The organism is Skermanella mucosa (assembly GCF_016765655.2).
Lineage (GTDB): Bacteria > Pseudomonadota > Alphaproteobacteria > Azospirillales > Azospirillaceae > Skermanella > Skermanella mucosa.
The window spans coordinates 261,271-275,000 of sequence record NZ_CP086106.1 but is presented as its reverse complement, the minus strand read 5'-3'; the positions used below and the strand labels follow the sequence as shown (position 1 = coordinate 275,000).

15 protein-coding genes (1 of these 15 running past the window's edge) are annotated in these 13,730 nt (G+C 67.6%); 3 read left to right on the top strand and 12 right to left on the bottom strand.

All coding sequences use genetic code 11. The annotated features are described in order from the left end of the window. Both JL100_RS01250 and JL100_RS01245 read left to right on the top strand, forming a co-directional pair. On the top strand, positions 1 to 661 hold the 3' end of the coding sequence (locus JL100_RS01250) for a GMC oxidoreductase (RefSeq protein ID WP_202684993.1). The gene continues 683 nt to the left of window position 1, outside the view; 661 of the gene's 1,344 nt are visible here — the last part of the coding sequence; its start codon lies beyond the left edge, outside the window; it ends in the stop codon at positions 659 to 661. Continuing rightward, positions 658 to 1,119 carry a hypothetical protein gene (locus JL100_RS01245; protein ID WP_202684994.1) on the top strand — a complete coding sequence of 154 codons (462 nt, stop codon included), beginning with the start codon at positions 658 to 660 and terminating at the stop codon, positions 1,117 to 1,119. Before JL100_RS01250 ends, JL100_RS01245 begins: the two co-directional genes overlap by 4 nt. Before the next feature lie 44 nt (positions 1,120 to 1,163). On the opposite strand, the gene JL100_RS01240 is transcribed toward JL100_RS01245, so the two are convergent. From JL100_RS01240 to JL100_RS01220, 5 genes are all read right to left on the bottom strand, one after another. After that, the gene (locus tag JL100_RS01240) at positions 1,164 to 2,882 is read right to left on the bottom strand and encodes a hypothetical protein (protein WP_202684995.1); all 1,719 of its coding nucleotides are present in this window, start codon (positions 2,880 to 2,882) and stop codon (positions 1,164 to 1,166) included. Between the two features lie 171 nt (positions 2,883 to 3,053). Next, positions 3,054 to 3,392, bottom strand: coding sequence for an acyl carrier protein (locus JL100_RS01235; protein ID WP_158043435.1), 339 nt, complete (start codon positions 3,390 to 3,392; stop codon positions 3,054 to 3,056). A 129-nt stretch (positions 3,393 to 3,521) separates the two neighbouring features. Beyond that, positions 3,522 to 5,000: an SLC13 family permease gene (locus tag JL100_RS01230; RefSeq protein WP_228421013.1), complete on the bottom strand. Its 1,479-nt coding sequence runs from the start codon at positions 4,998 to 5,000 to the stop codon at positions 3,522 to 3,524. Further along, on the bottom strand, positions 4,928 to 5,860 hold the full coding sequence (locus JL100_RS01225; protein ID WP_202684996.1) for a hydroxymethylglutaryl-CoA lyase: 933 nt from the start codon (positions 5,858 to 5,860) through the stop codon (positions 4,928 to 4,930). Before JL100_RS01225 ends, JL100_RS01230 begins: the two co-directional genes overlap by 73 nt. A 122-nt stretch (positions 5,861 to 5,982) precedes the next feature. Beyond that, positions 5,983 to 6,894 (bottom strand): ion channel, encoded by a 912-nt coding sequence (locus JL100_RS01220; RefSeq protein ID WP_228421012.1) that lies wholly within the window; start codon positions 6,892 to 6,894, stop codon positions 5,983 to 5,985. Positions 6,895 to 7,135: 241 nt separating this feature from the next. On the opposite strand from JL100_RS01220, the gene JL100_RS01215 reads away from it, so the two are divergent. Continuing rightward, positions 7,136 to 7,555 carry a DUF3775 domain-containing protein gene (locus JL100_RS01215; protein ID WP_202684998.1) on the top strand — a complete coding sequence of 140 codons (420 nt, stop codon included), beginning with the start codon at positions 7,136 to 7,138 and terminating at the stop codon, positions 7,553 to 7,555. 28 nt (positions 7,556 to 7,583) lie between these two features. Here JL100_RS01215 and JL100_RS01210 read toward each other — a convergent pair whose 3' ends face one another. The 7 genes from JL100_RS01210 to JL100_RS01180 form a co-directional block, all read right to left on the bottom strand. Further along, positions 7,584 to 8,186 (bottom strand): 2-hydroxychromene-2-carboxylate isomerase, encoded by a 603-nt coding sequence (locus JL100_RS01210; protein ID WP_202684999.1) that lies wholly within the window; start codon positions 8,184 to 8,186, stop codon positions 7,584 to 7,586. Positions 8,187 to 8,249: 63 nt separating this feature from the next. Further along, entirely contained in the window at positions 8,250 to 8,960 is a 711-nt protein-coding gene (locus JL100_RS01205) for a response regulator (protein ID WP_228421011.1), read from the bottom strand. Between the two features lie 153 nt (positions 8,961 to 9,113). Next, positions 9,114 to 10,253, bottom strand: coding sequence for an acyl-CoA dehydrogenase family protein (locus tag JL100_RS01200; RefSeq protein ID WP_202685001.1), 1,140 nt, complete (start codon positions 10,251 to 10,253; stop codon positions 9,114 to 9,116). A 17-nt stretch (positions 10,254 to 10,270) separates the two neighbouring features. Next, positions 10,271 to 10,666 carry a RidA family protein gene (locus tag JL100_RS01195; protein WP_202685002.1) on the bottom strand — a complete coding sequence of 132 codons (396 nt, stop codon included), beginning with the start codon at positions 10,664 to 10,666 and terminating at the stop codon, positions 10,271 to 10,273. A gap of 17 nt (positions 10,667 to 10,683) precedes the next feature. Further along, positions 10,684 to 11,886 (bottom strand): acetyl-CoA C-acetyltransferase, encoded by a 1,203-nt coding sequence (locus tag JL100_RS01190; RefSeq protein WP_202685003.1) that lies wholly within the window; start codon positions 11,884 to 11,886, stop codon positions 10,684 to 10,686. Between the two features lie 103 nt (positions 11,887 to 11,989). After that, positions 11,990 to 12,514, bottom strand: coding sequence for a hypothetical protein (locus JL100_RS01185; RefSeq protein WP_202685004.1), 525 nt, complete (start codon positions 12,512 to 12,514; stop codon positions 11,990 to 11,992). A gap of 476 nt (positions 12,515 to 12,990) precedes the next feature. Then, entirely contained in the window at positions 12,991 to 13,689 is a 699-nt protein-coding gene (locus tag JL100_RS01180; protein ID WP_202685005.1) for an extensin-like domain-containing protein, read from the bottom strand. Positions 13,690 to 13,730: the final 41 nt, after the last annotated feature.

The window sequence follows — 13,730 nt, the reverse complement described above, 5'->3', positions numbered from 1 at the left end:
CATCCTGATGAAGTCGGGCCTGGACCACCCGCTCCTCGGCCGTCGCCTGCACGAGCAGACGTCCGTCGATGCGCTGGTGTATCTCGACGGCGTGGATAATTTCCAGGGCAGCACGTCGATCACCGGGCACGGCTACATGCTCTATGACGGGCCTCACCGGTCGCGGCACGGGGCCTGCCTGATAGAGAGCTGGAACCGTCCCGAATTCCGCAACGAGCCCGGCCGCTGGCGGCAGATCCAGCTCCTGAAATGCATCGTCGAGGACCTGCCGCAGGAACGCAACCGCGTCGCCCTCTCGCACGAGCACCCGGACAAACCCGTCCTTCATTTCGAAGCGCGGAGCGATTACGCGACGCGGGGCGTCGCCGCCCTGGACGAGGCGCTGCCCAGGATTCTGGCAAAGCTGCCGGTCGAGCGCGTGGAAATCAAGCGGTCCGTCAATGTCACGGAGGCGCATGTCCTTGGCACCACGGTCATGGGCGACGACCCGTCCGACAGCGTCATCGACGGCGGTCTGGTGCATCATCAGGTCCGCAACCTGATGGTCATGGGAAGCGGGGCGTTCCCGACCGGCGCCCCCGCCAACCCGTCCCTCACCATCAGCGCGCTGGCGCTGCGCGCCGCCGAACACCAGCATCGCCCCGGAGGGCGCTCCTCATGATGCGGCTATCCCGAAGGACCCTGCTCGTCGGAGGCGGAGCCGTCGTCGCCGTCACCGGCTTGGTCGGCGGCGTCTTGGCGAAGAACATCGACCCTGCGGAAGCCCTGATCCGCGCCGTGCTCCGGGACCGCTTCCCGGAAATCCAGGTGACCGAGGAGGATCTCAGTCGTTTCGCGTCGGATTACCTCACCCACAAGGTAGCCCCGGAGGAGGTCTGGTTGCTGCGCCTGGCGGGATCGATGCCCGGCGTAAGCTTGAGCCACCAGCTGAGGGATCGCCTTCCGGGCGGCGTGCGAGACAAGCTCGCGGCGTTCGAGAACAGCGTCATGAACATGTTCCTGCTGTCGACCGACTTCTTCCTGCGCGGACCCGAATCCGGGCCGGTCGTGAGCTACGTCGCCTACGCCGATCCCCTGGTGAATCCCTGCATGAATCCCCTGGCCCGCTTCGACGCCTGAAGGCCGGCCCGGGCCATTTCACGACCGAGCTTGCGCCGATCCGGTCAGCGCATGTCGCCGACCATCAGAACCCTTTTTCTTTCGAGGAAGGCCAAATCGTCGAGTTTCGTCACGGAGGTGGCGTAGCGGTGGGTCCGGAGAGCCGACGCCGCGCAATTCGCCTCCTCCGCGGAACACCATTCCGCCCGGCGTAGCTCGATCAGTTTCGCCGCATGCTCGTTTCGAAGGTAAAGGCGCGTGCGGTCTATGATCACCGGCTGATAATTGTCGCGGAACTCCGGGATCGTGTAGATCTTCGAGTTCACTCCCCAGTGCTGATGAACCTCGATCGCATCCGGCCTCTCCTCGGCCAGGATGGCCGGCAGGGCCCCGTAACCATGCTTGGCCAGCTTGCGGCTCGCCAGGAGGCCGAGGTCGACGACGCGGATCCGATCGCAGCACAGAGCGAGACCGCCGACGTCGGGGGTGGCGAAGGTGATCGTGTCCTTGCCGACCAGCTGCCTCAGACGATCTACCGCGAGCCCCGTCCTGCGATAGGTCTCGGGTGTCGTGCCGTAGACTTCCGCGACCTCGCCGCCGCCGCTGGACAGTGTCCGTGCCATCTGGGCGATCGGCTGCCTGGCGCTGACGACCCAGCTGAACAGGACCGTGACGGCGCACACCGCGACCAGGAGCGGGCGCGCGGACGCCGCCCGGGCCGACTCCGCCAGCCTGTCGTAGACGAGCCCGAAGATGAGCAGGACGAAAGGCAGGGCGAGGAACTGCATCCGGCCCACATAGCCCCAGTTCTTCCCGATCAGGACGGCGAACAACACGACGGCGGCGACAGGAGCCGCGAGGGCCAGCACGTCGTTCCGGACGGCCCCGAGGGCGGAAAGCCGGTCGGACAGCCTGTTCCACGGGACGAGGAGGAGTGCCGATACCGCCAGGACAAGCGGCAGGAGCGTCGCGGTGATCTCGACCGCGGCGATCAGGCGGAGCTTGACGCCCTGAAGGCCCGACAGGCTGTAGGGCACGTGCATCTTGGCATGGACGGGATTCGGGAAGATGTCCCCGAAGACCATGTATCTCGCGGTCTCGTGCAGGGCGACGACCGCCATGCCGGCGGCGGCCAGCAGGACGAAGCTCCGGTACCGCCCGCGGAAGAGGAGCGGCGTCAGCAGCGCCGCGTAGTAGATCATCGCCTCGAAGCGGACCGTCAGGAAGACGACGATGGCCACGGCCAGGAGCAGACGGTTCTCCCGGACGTACAGCGCATGGTACAGGGCAAGCCCCGCAGCCGTCAGCAGCGTCATCTCCATGCCGTTCGACACTTCCGACACCGCCGGCCCGAACAGGGAGAAGACGAGGAGGATCGCCAGAGTGGTCCGGGAACGCAGGCCGAGGTCCCGGGCGATCAGCCAGACGAAGACGGTGGCGATGCCGAGGCATATGCCGGCCGCCACCTGCGAGGCATGAATCGCCCCTTCGAAGCCGGGCCGGAAAAGCGCTATGACGGCGTTGATCAGGAACCATGCGGTCGAGGAGTATCCCTCGACCTGTTCCGACACGGGCGTGAGCGCGATCAGGCCGCTTTCCGCGAAAGTGCGCGAGAAGGCGAGCGTGATCGCCCCGTCATCCCAGGCATGGACCCCGACCAGTCGGGTGATCAGCGCGATCATGACGATCTGCACCCCGAGCGCCAGTGCCAGGGGGGCGAACGGCGACCGCGCCATGACGCTCTCTCGGGTCATGATCGTCGGCGCCAGGGGACCAGTCCGCATTGCCGTCTCGCAGTTGCGTCAGACGGGCGATCCTAAGCGGAATGTCGGGAATCGGTCGCCATGAATCGGGATATGCGCCGAACTCGCCAGGATTAAGCAGCCCGTCGCGATCAGCGCTGTTCCTGTAGCGAAGGGTGAGGACCCAACCCCTTGGAGCCGATTTTCCGGGCTTCAGGCGGCGATCTGGTTGATGCCGCGGCACCGCGCCTCGAACGCGTCGGAGATGAACTCCGGCCGCTTGTAGTAGCCTTTGATCCAGCTCGCCAGCATGCAGAGTTCCTCAAGCTTCACGATCTCGTCGAGCGTGCCGTCGGGAAAGCTGATCTGGAAGCTCTCGGCGATGAACTCCAGCACCTGTTCGACCTGCTCGATGGTGAGCCCCATGTCGGTCTCGAGGGTGGCGGTCCGAACCAGGATCTTCTCGTCGATGCCGAACTCGTCCCGGATCAGCTTCACGATCCAGCGGAACATGTTCATCCAATTCTTGACGTCTTCGGTGGATCTTGACATGGGTTCCATCAACCCACGCCGGGACAGCGGGGCCTCGTTCGGATCGAATTGCCGTCAGATTAGCGCAATTCCGTTAAAAAAAGTTGTCAGCCCGCTCGCACGAAAGCAGTAAAGGCGCTAGGCGTAAGGTCAGGGAATCCAGCCGGTAAGGCGCCACCACAGGAAATTCAACGGCGTGAGCACGGCCAGGGTGACCAGCGCCAGCGGGATCGACAGGCGGAGCGCCTCGGCGATCCGGACGTTGCCGAGTTGGAGGGCCACCACCAGCGGCGGCACCTGGTAGGGAAAGAAGACGACGGAGAAGCCCACCACCTGCGTCATGATGACAGTGACCAGGGGCCAGCCCGTCGCACCCGCCAGTTCGCCCGCCAGGGGCGACAGGATCGCGGGAAGGCCGGGCATGGTCGAAACGACGCCCAGCGCCGCCGCGGCCCCTACCAGGGACGCGAAGTTGAGCGCATCCGCCCCGGGTTCCAGCGGAATGATCCCGAGCAGCCCGGCGCTGAGCACCGCGCCCAGGCCGCTGTGGGTGACCAGGGACGCCATTCCCAGCACGCCGGCCACATAGATCAGCGAGGCGAAATTGACCGAGCGGCTGAACTCCGCCGCCGGCACCAGGCCGCTGACCGGCATCAGGCAGACCAGCGCCGCCGCCAGCCCGACCCAGGCGGGGGAGATCCCGTGGAGGAAATCGGTCGTCCAGAACCCCAGTGTCACCACCAGGATGACCGCCAGGCGGCGCTCCGCCGACGACAGCGGCCGGCTCTCCTCCCGCCCGGCCACGGGGTCCGGCCGGTCGGGGAACAGCCGGCACAGCAGGGCCACCAGCACGACGCCCTTCAGCAGCCCGGTCACCGGCATGTGGAGCCACAGATAGCCGCCATAGGTCAGGGTCACCCCGAAGACCGTCTCGACCGTGCCGGCCATCACCATGTTGGGAACGTTCGCCGGCAGGATCGCCGCCGGGATCATGTAGGTGCCGAACGCCGCGGCCAGCACCATGGCGGTCCGGCCGCGCCGCCCCGGGCCGAACCCGACGCGGTCGGCCAGGGCCAGGACGATCGGCAGCAGCAGGACGACCCGGCCCATGGTGGAGGGCATCAGGAAGGCGATGCCGCCGGAGATCGCGACCACTCCCGCGATCAGGCGCGGATAGGACGAGGCCAGCGCATCGACCAGCGTCCTGGCCAGCCGTTCGCCCAGGCCGGTCCGGGTGACCGCGACACCGACCACGAGGCCGCCGAACACCAGCCACCAGGCGGTCGACTGGAAACCGGCGAAGATCACGTCCGGCGGCGCGATCCGCGCCAGCATCGCCAGCGTGAAGAATATCAGGGCGGTCACGAATTCCGGCACGACGCCGGTGGCCCACAGCCCGACGGTGAGCACCACCAGCCCGGCCGCCCGCCCGGCAGGCGGTTCCAGGCCGAGCAGGGCCGGCATCAGGACCGGCACCGCGGCGAGGATCGCGGCGGCGGCCGCCAGGACGGGCGCGACGGGCAGCGGCCGGCGGACCCGGCCGGAGGCGAGGACGCTCAGGATGCGGCCCCCGCCATGGCGCGGCCGACCTTGGAGGCGTTGGGCCGGTCGAGCTGTTCGGAGATCCACACGCCGGCAGCGGCGACCCGGTCCAGATCGACGTCCGTTTCGATACCGAGACCGTTCAGCATGTAGAGCACGTCCTCCGTCGCCACGTTGCCGGCCGCCCCCTTGGCGTAGGGGCAGCCGCCCAGCCCCGCGACCGAGCTGTCGATCACGCCGATCCCGGCCTCCAGGGTCGCCAGGATGTTGGCGAGCGCCTGGCCGTAGGTGTCGTGGAAATGGACCGCCAGCCGGTCGATCGGCACCGCCTGCACGACGGTGTCGATCAGGTCGCGGGCCTGCCCCGGCGTTCCGACGCCGACCGTGTCGCCCAGCGAGACCTCGTAGCAGCCGAGCTTCATCATGCGCTCGGCGACGTCGGCCACGGTGCCGGGCTCGACCGGCCCCTCGTAGGGGCAGCCGAGCACGCAGCTGACATATCCCCGGACGCGGATGCCGTGGCCCAGCGCGGTCTCCACGACCGGCCGGAAGCGCTCGAAGCTTTCCTCTATCGAGCAGTTGATGTTCTGGCGGCTGAACGACTCGGACGCGGCGCCGAAGATCGCGATCTCGTCCACGCTGGCGGCGATCGCCGCCTCCAGGCCCTTGGCGTTGGGCACCAGCACCGGATAGGAGACGCCGGCGCGGCGATGGATGCCGGCCAGCACCTCGGCGGTGTCGGCCATCTGCGGAACCCATTTGGGAGAGACGAAGGCACCGGATTCCACGACCGGCAGGCCGGCCTCGGTCAGGCGGTCGATCAGCTCGATCTTCACCGCCGCCGGAACGATCCGCTTCTCGTTCTGAAGGCCATCGCGCGGGCCGACCTCGACGATCTTGATCTGGCTCTTCAGCCCGGTGAAGGAGCCGGTCGTTGGATTTGCCATTTCAGGCCTCCGTCATGGCGAATGCGACGGGGAGCTGGCGCCCCGACCCGCGATTGATGGTTCCGGCAGTGAAACAGATATCCGCCGCCCTGGGTATCGGCCGCATGCGCACTTCCCTGGCGTCAATCACCGTGCCGGTCGTTCCGGTGGCTGATGATCGCGCTGAAGCCGAACAGCAGCAGCAGGATGCCCAGCAGGATCTCGGCCGCGGTGATCAGGCGGGAGAGGCCGGTATGCGGCTGGATATCGCCGTAACCCACGGTGCTGAGCGTGACCAGGGAAAAGTAGAGGCTCTCCGGAAAGGTGATGTCCCGGGGCCTGCCGTCGATCAGGAAGTTGGGCGGATCGGTGAAGCGGTCGAGGATGGTGTAGAGCGACGCGAAGACGATCACCAGCAGCGAATAGAAAGTCAGGAAGGCGAAGGCCGGAACCACCAGCTTCGCGGCGGCCTGGAAGAATCCTTCGAACAGCAGCCCGGTGTCCAGCAGGAAGATCGCGATGTCGCGGCTGACGAACAGGACGATCAGCGAGATCGCCGCCATGGCCAGGAGGAACAGCTCGGTAACCGCCAGCGGGGTGATGTCGTGGGAGGGGGTGAGGAAGGTCAGCGCGCCGATCGCGAAGACCGGCAGCAGCCACAGGAAGACGTGGTCGAACCGGCGGCCCGCGCGGAGCACGTCGGTCAGCACGATAGCCCGGATCGTATGGCGCTTCCACCAGGCGCCGCCGACGAAGGCGGCCAGCGGCATGACGAAGCCCCAGGCCTGCACCATCGGCGTCACCGCCTTGAAGTTCCCCTCGACGAACAGGACGAAGATCGAGGCGTAGATGCCGATGAAATTGGCCAGCGCGATGGTGAAGAACTCGCCGCCGGGGAACAGCCGATGGAAGATGTAGACCACCACCGCGACCGACGCGAGCAGCACGAAGGCAAGGTCGCCGGCCACCGTCTTGATCGACAGGGAGATCAGGGCCAGCAGCACGCCGGTGAACACGACCGCGCTGAGGCCGCCATGAAACCGGCTGCGCCTCAAGGAACGTTTCGAGGGCGGTGCTTCCGGATGATCTGGCATGGGAGGTCCGCCTGCTCGAAATCCCTTCTGCCGGGGCACGCCGCCGGACCAGGGATGTTTCCCGTCGCGACAATTCCTATACGTATCAAGTTGCCGGGTCCAGTGCGGCACCGTGTCCGGAACCGCCTCGCCCCACTCCTGTTGGGTGCTTCTACCGGGTAGGGCAATGCGGAATCGCCCCGCCCCAGTGACAGAGGACACCATGCTGAACCACTTGAGCATCGATCAGATCAAGCAGATCGCGGAGCTTTCCAACGAGTGCCGGGCGATCCGCGACCTTATCCTGAACAAGACGTACCAGACCGACGTCGACGAGGTGCCCCGCGCCAGGGGCGAGCGCAACCCAAGCTCGTTCGACAGCCTGGAAGTGGTCGAGGCGGCGGACGACAGCGGCAAGTACCAGCGGCTGCGCGGCATGATCGCCGACCTGCCGCAGGATGCCCAGATCGAGCTCCGGGCGGTGATGTGGGTCGGCCGCGGCGATTTCGCGGCCGGCGAATGGGACAAGGCGATGGCCCGGGCCGACGGCAGCGCCAGCGAGACGGCGATCGACACCATGGCGGAGAAGGCCGACCTGCACGACTACCTGATGAAGGGCCTGTACAAGCTCAACCTGCTCTGATTCCCGCGATGCCGCTGGCGCGCGGCGACTACCAGCCGCCGCGCGCCAGCCATTGCTCGACATGGTGGAGCCGGTCGGCGCCCCAGAACGCCTCTCCGTCCACGATGAAGAAGGGGGCGCCGAACACGCCGCGGCGGATCGCCTCGTCGGTTTCCGCCCGCAGCCGGTCCTTCACCACGGGGTCCTGGACCCCGGCCGCCAAGTCGGCGGCGGCGATCCCCAGCGGCTCCGCGGCCTCGGCCACCTGCTCGGCCGTGGTCATATCCCGCCCCTCGCCCCAGTGGGCGTGATAGACCGCCTTGGCGAGGTCGCGGGCCTTGGCCGGATCCCGGCCTTCGAGCCACCAGTAGGCCCGCGACGCCGCCAGCCCGTTGAGCGGCACCTTGGCCGGCATGGTCAGCGGCACGCCCAGCAGCCGGGCGAATCGCGGCGCGTCGTGGGACAGGTAGTCGCCGCGCAGCGGCTGCTCCATCACCGGCTTCATGCCGCTGACCTTGAACACCGCCCCCAGCAGGATGGGGCACCAGCGCACCGCGCGGCCATGGCGCTCCGCGATCCCGTCGATCTGGGTGGCCGCGAGATAGCCGTAGGGCGAGGCGAAGTCGAAATAGAAGTCGATCGGTGCGGTCATCGGCGTGTTTTCCCCCTGGTTTTCCGAACACCCTATCGGGCGCGGCTGGCCGGGACAAGCGCGCTAGACCGGCTTGACCTTGGCGTCGAACGAGTAGCCGAGGCCGCGTTCGGTCCGGATGATCTGGGGTTCCTTGGGGTTCGCCTCGATCTTGCGGCGCAGGCGCAGGATCAGGACGTCGATGCTCCGGTCGAACACCTCCGCCCCGTCGATCCGGGTCAGGTCCAGCAGCTGGTCGCGCGACAGCACCCGCTGGGGCTGCTTCACGAAGGCCGCCAGCAGGGCGAATTCGGCCTTGGTCAGGTCCACGTCGCGGTTGTCGGGCGACGTCAGCCGCTGGGATGTCAGGTCGAACCGCCAGCCCGCGAAGCTGACGGAAGCCCGCAGCCCGTCCGTGCCGCGCGCGGCCCCCTCCCCGACCCGGCGCAGCACGGCCTTGATGCGGGCCAGCAGCTCGCGCGGGTCGAACGGCTTGGTCAGGTAATCGTCGGCCCCCAGTTCCAGCCCGACGATCCGGTCGACCGCCTCCACCTTGCCGGACAGGATGATGACCGGAAGCTGGCTGTCCGCCCGCAGCTGCCGGACCAGCGCCAGCCCGTCGCCGTCGGGAAGCCTGAGGTCGAGCAGGATCAGGTCGACCGGCTCCGCCGCCAGCGCCTGTTCCATGGCGGCCCCGGTCGCCGCCAGCGATACCCGGAAGCCCTCGCGAGTCAGGTACTCGGAGAGCATGTCCTGGACCTGTTCGTCGTCATCGACCGCAAGAATATGTGTCACGATACCCGGCCCGGATTGACGATGCTTCCAGGCCGCGGGAAAAGTCCCGGGCCCATTCTCCAAAAGAGATAGGGCAATATGAGATCGACACGCAATGGCGGTCGAGCCCGGGAGCATGCGTCTTTTTGGATCGGGCGATTCTCGGTCGGGCGATCAGCCTTCGGCGGCGATCTGCCGGCCGATGATCAGCCGCTGGATGTCGCTGGTCCCCTCGTAGATCTGGCAGACCCGGACGTCGCGATAGATCCGCTCGACCGGGAAATCCTCCAGGTAACCGTAGCCGCCGTGGATCTGGATCGCGTCCGAACAGACCCGCTCGGCCATCTCGGAAGCGTAGAGCTTCGCCATGGCGGCCTCCTTCAGGCACGGGATGCCTGCGTCGCGCAGGGCCGCCGCGTGCAGCACGAGCTGGTGCGCCGCCTCGATCCGGGTGGCCATGTCGGCCAGGCGGAACGACACGGCCTGGTGCTCGATGATCGGCACCCCCATGCTGCGCCGCTCCTTGGCATAGGCCAGGGCGTGGCGGTAGGCGGCGCGGGCCATGCCGACGGACTGGGCGGCGATGCCGATGCGCCCGCCCTCCAGGTTGGCGAGCGCGATGCCGTAGCCCCGGCCTTCCTCTCCCAGCATCAGGTCCGGGGTCAGGCGGCAGCCGTCCAGCACGATCTGCGCCGTGTCGGAGCAGCGCTGGCCGAGCTTGTGCTCGATCCGGGCGACATTGTAGCCGGGCGTGTCGGTCGGCACGATGAAGGCGCTGATGCCCCGCTTGCCCGCGGCGGGATCGGTCACGGCGAAGACGATCGCGACTCCGCCGTTCCGCCCGTTGGTGATGAACTGCTTGGTGCCGTCCAGGACCCAGTGGTTGCCGTCCCGCCGCGCCCGGGTGCGGATCGCCGCGGCGTCGGACCCGGCCTCCGGCTCGGTCAGGCAGAAGGCGCCCAGCATCTCGCCGCGCGCCATCGGGCGCAGGAACCGCTCCTTCTGGTCGGGCGTGCCGAACTTCAGGATTGGCATGCAGCCGACCGAGTTGTGGACGCTCATGATGGTGGACACGGCGCCGTCGCCGCCGGCGATCTCCTCCAGCGCCAGCGCGTAGGAGACATAGTCGGAGCCGGCGCCGTCCCACTCCTCCGGCACGACCATGCCGAGCAGGCCCAGCCCGCCCATCTCGGCGAGCGCTTCCGCCGGGAAGCGGGAGGTGCGGTCCCATTCCGCCGCGAAGGGGGCCAGACGCTCGGCCGCGAACTGGCGCGCCATGTCGCGCACCATGGCCTGTTCCTCGGTGATCAGCATGCTTCCCGCTCCACTCCCTACCCTTTGTCGGTGACGCGGCGCGCGGTCACCTCTATTTCGATCTTCATGCGGGGATCGATCAGGCCGCAGACCACGCAGGTGGCCGCCGGCCGGATCTCCCCGAACACGTCGCCCAGCACGGGATGGAGTTCGTCCCAATAGGACGCGTCGGTGATGTAGTAGCGCGCCCGCACCACGTCCTCCAGGCCGGCGCCGGCTTCGGCCAGCGCCGCCGCGATGGTGCGGAAAGTCTGGCGCGCCTGCTCCGCCACATCGTCGGAAATAGTGCCGGCGGCATAGTCGAACCCGGTGGTGCCGGCGACGAAGATCCAGTCGCCGTCAACCACCGCACGCGAGTAGCCGGCGATCCGCTCGAACTCCGAGCCGCCGGAAATCAGCCTGCGCGCTGTCATCGCTTCACCGCCTTCCGTCAATTCAGCCGTTCGACCGCCATGGCCGTGGCCTCGCCGCCGCCGATGCACAGCGACGCGACGCCGCGCCGCAGGCCGTGCTTCTCCAGTGCCGCCAGCAGCGTCACCAGGATGCGGGCGCCCGACGCCCCGATCGGGTGTCCCAGCGCGCAGGCGCCGCCATGGATGTTGACCTTGTCGTGGGGCAGGTCCAGCTCGCGCATCGCCGCCATGGCGACCACGGCGAAGGCCTCGTTGACCTCGAACAGGTCGACGTCGCGGGCTTGCCAACCGACCCGGTCGAACAGCTTGCGCATGGCGCCGACCGGCGCCGTGGTGAACCAGCCCGGCGCCTGGGCGTGGGTCGCGTGGCCGACGATCGCGGCCAGCGGCGCGATGCCGCGGCGTTCCGCCTCCGACCGGCGCATCAGCACCAGGGCCGCGGCACCGTCGGAGATCGAGCTGGAATTGGCGGCGGTCACCGTGCCGTCCGGGCGGAAAGCCGGCTTCAGGGTGCCGATCTTGTCCGGCACCGCCTTGCCCGGCTGCTCGTCGCGGCTCACCACCGCCTCGCCCTTGCGGGTCCGGACGGCCTGGGGCGCTATCTCGGCGTCGAAGGTGCCGTCCTCGACCGCCGTGCGGGCGCGGGTCAGCGAGGCGACCGCGTAGGCGTCCTGGGCTTCGCGGGTGAACTGGTAGTGCTGGGCGCAGTCCTCCGCGAAGGTGCCCATCAGGCGGCCCTTGTCGTAGGCGTCCTCCAACCCGTCCAGGAACATGTGGTCGAGCACCCGGCCATGGCCCATGCGGTAGCCGCCCCGGGCCCGGTCGAGCAGGTAGGGGGCGTTTGTCATGCTCTCCATGCCGCCCGCCACCATCACCGCATTGGTGCCGGCGGCGATCAGGTCATGGGCCATCATGGCCGCCTTCATGCCCGACCCGCACATCTTGTTGATGGTGGTGCAGCCGACCGACTCGGGAATGCCGGCGCCGAGCGACGCCTGGCGGGCCGGCGCCTGGCCCAGCCCGGCCGGCAGCACGCAGCCCATGATGACTTCGTCGACCTGGTCCGATGCCAGCCCGGCGCGCTCCACGGCGGCGCGGATCGCGGTGGCGCCCAGTTCGGGCGCCGTCGCGGTGGCGAGGTCGCCCTGGAAACCGCCCATCGGCGTGCGCACGGCGGCGGCGATGACGATCGGGTCGTCGGCCGGATATCGGCTGGTCATGGGAGTCCCCCTCGGTTGTTCGCTCCGGCTGTTCCGCCGGTCAGGCCCCGATGTGACCCGACTGGCCGCCTCCGCGCAAGCGATCGATGAGGGGAACCCGCCGCTACTTGAGGCGCGGCACCGGGACCGAGGCGCCGCCGCCCCCCGGCGCGAGCTTGGTCTGGATCGGCGAGACCACCACGTCGATGTCGGTCCGCTTGGTGTCGTCCTTCTGGATGCTGATCCGGATGGTCGCCACGCGCTGGTCGCGCACGAAGGAGATCGAGGTGCGGCGGGCGCGGACGATGGCGGTTTCCGCCCAGCCCATCTTGGGCATCTCGGTCCGGTAGAACTGGGTCACCTGGATGACGGAATAGGGGGCGTTCAGGATGACCTGGCCGGTCCAGTCGTCGTCGTTGCCGACCAGGACCGTGTCGTCGATCGCGAAACTGCTGCTCGGCGGGACCGGGAGCTGGGGAATCGTCAGCACGTCGGGGGGAATGCCAGGGGCGCCGTTGCCGGGAGCGTTGGAACCGGATGCCGGCGGCAGGGGCTGCGCCACGGCCGGGACCGCCGCCGGACCGGCAAGCCCGGCGAACAGCAGGAAAAGCAACGGGGCGGCGACCGCCGCCCGGCCTTGACGAGCCATGCTATACCTCAACAAATCTAAACCGTGCGGTCCTGTTTCGACCAAAAAATCACGACATGAATCCTGACGGTGGAAACCCGCCATCCATCAGCGACCAATAAGGCTCATAAATCACAAAAATTCTCCTAATATGCAAGGCTTAGGGGCCATCCTTCAGACCGGACACCGGCATCGCCGGATCGGCCGGACCTGGGAGCCCCGCCGAAAGTCATATGACTTATTGCCGGTTTAAAAGCATGACGAAATTCTGTTAAGAAATGCTCACACCAAACGGACTGCTTGATTAAAAGCGGCCATCGAACAGGGAAGAAACGCTCTCAAAAGGAGCTTGAGACTAGATCAGACGATCCAAAAGAAGATCGTTCCAGAAAGTCCAAGATTAGGCCTCGGCAGCGCCGGGGCTTTTTTATTGCCGAATTCCTGCCCCGCTTTCCTGCCGCAGACGGCATATCCCGATCTTTTGCCTTGCAGCATCGTCACCGGCAGACGCGCCAGCGCCCCATGTCCAGGTGGAAATGGTCGCGGTGGGCCGCGTTGTAATCCGGCCCCAGCACGGCATTGAAGAAGCGGCAGGCACCGTCGTTCACCTCGCGCAGGAAGGCTCCTTCCGCGCTCCGGGCATCGCCCCAGTGGCGGGCCAGCGAGACGATCCTGCCGTCGTCCAGCACGAAGCCCCGTATGTCGATCGCATTGGCGGTCGCATGCTCGCTGCGCCGCCCCACCGTCCGGCCATAGACGTTCCGGCAATTGTAGGTGCCGACATGGTTGACCCGCGCCACGCCGCTATCCAGGTGAAGCCGTGCCGCCGGGTCCAGCACATGTCGCTCGAACAGGTAGAGCGCCGCGATCAGGGGGCAGGTCGCGACGAACCCGCTGCTGTAGGCGGCCGCGACCTGGCCGACGCGGGCGGTATCGACCAGCCCGCAGCCGTTCTCGACCGGCCGCCGCGGCTGGGGCACCGCGCCGACGCCGGCCCGCTCCAGTGCTGCGAAGCATGCGCCGGGCTCCTCCTTCAATCCGGCGAGCTGGATTCTCGTGAAAGCCCCGGGCTCTTCCGTCAGGTCGAGCGGCCCCCAAGGGGTCCACGAAGGCGGTACCGTCACCAACCCAGCATAGATCAATGCTGCGGCAGCACCCGCCATGACGCCGACAAGAAAAAGCAAGAACCTGAGCATGACGGTAACATATAGCCTTCCAAACGCTTGCAACCAGATCC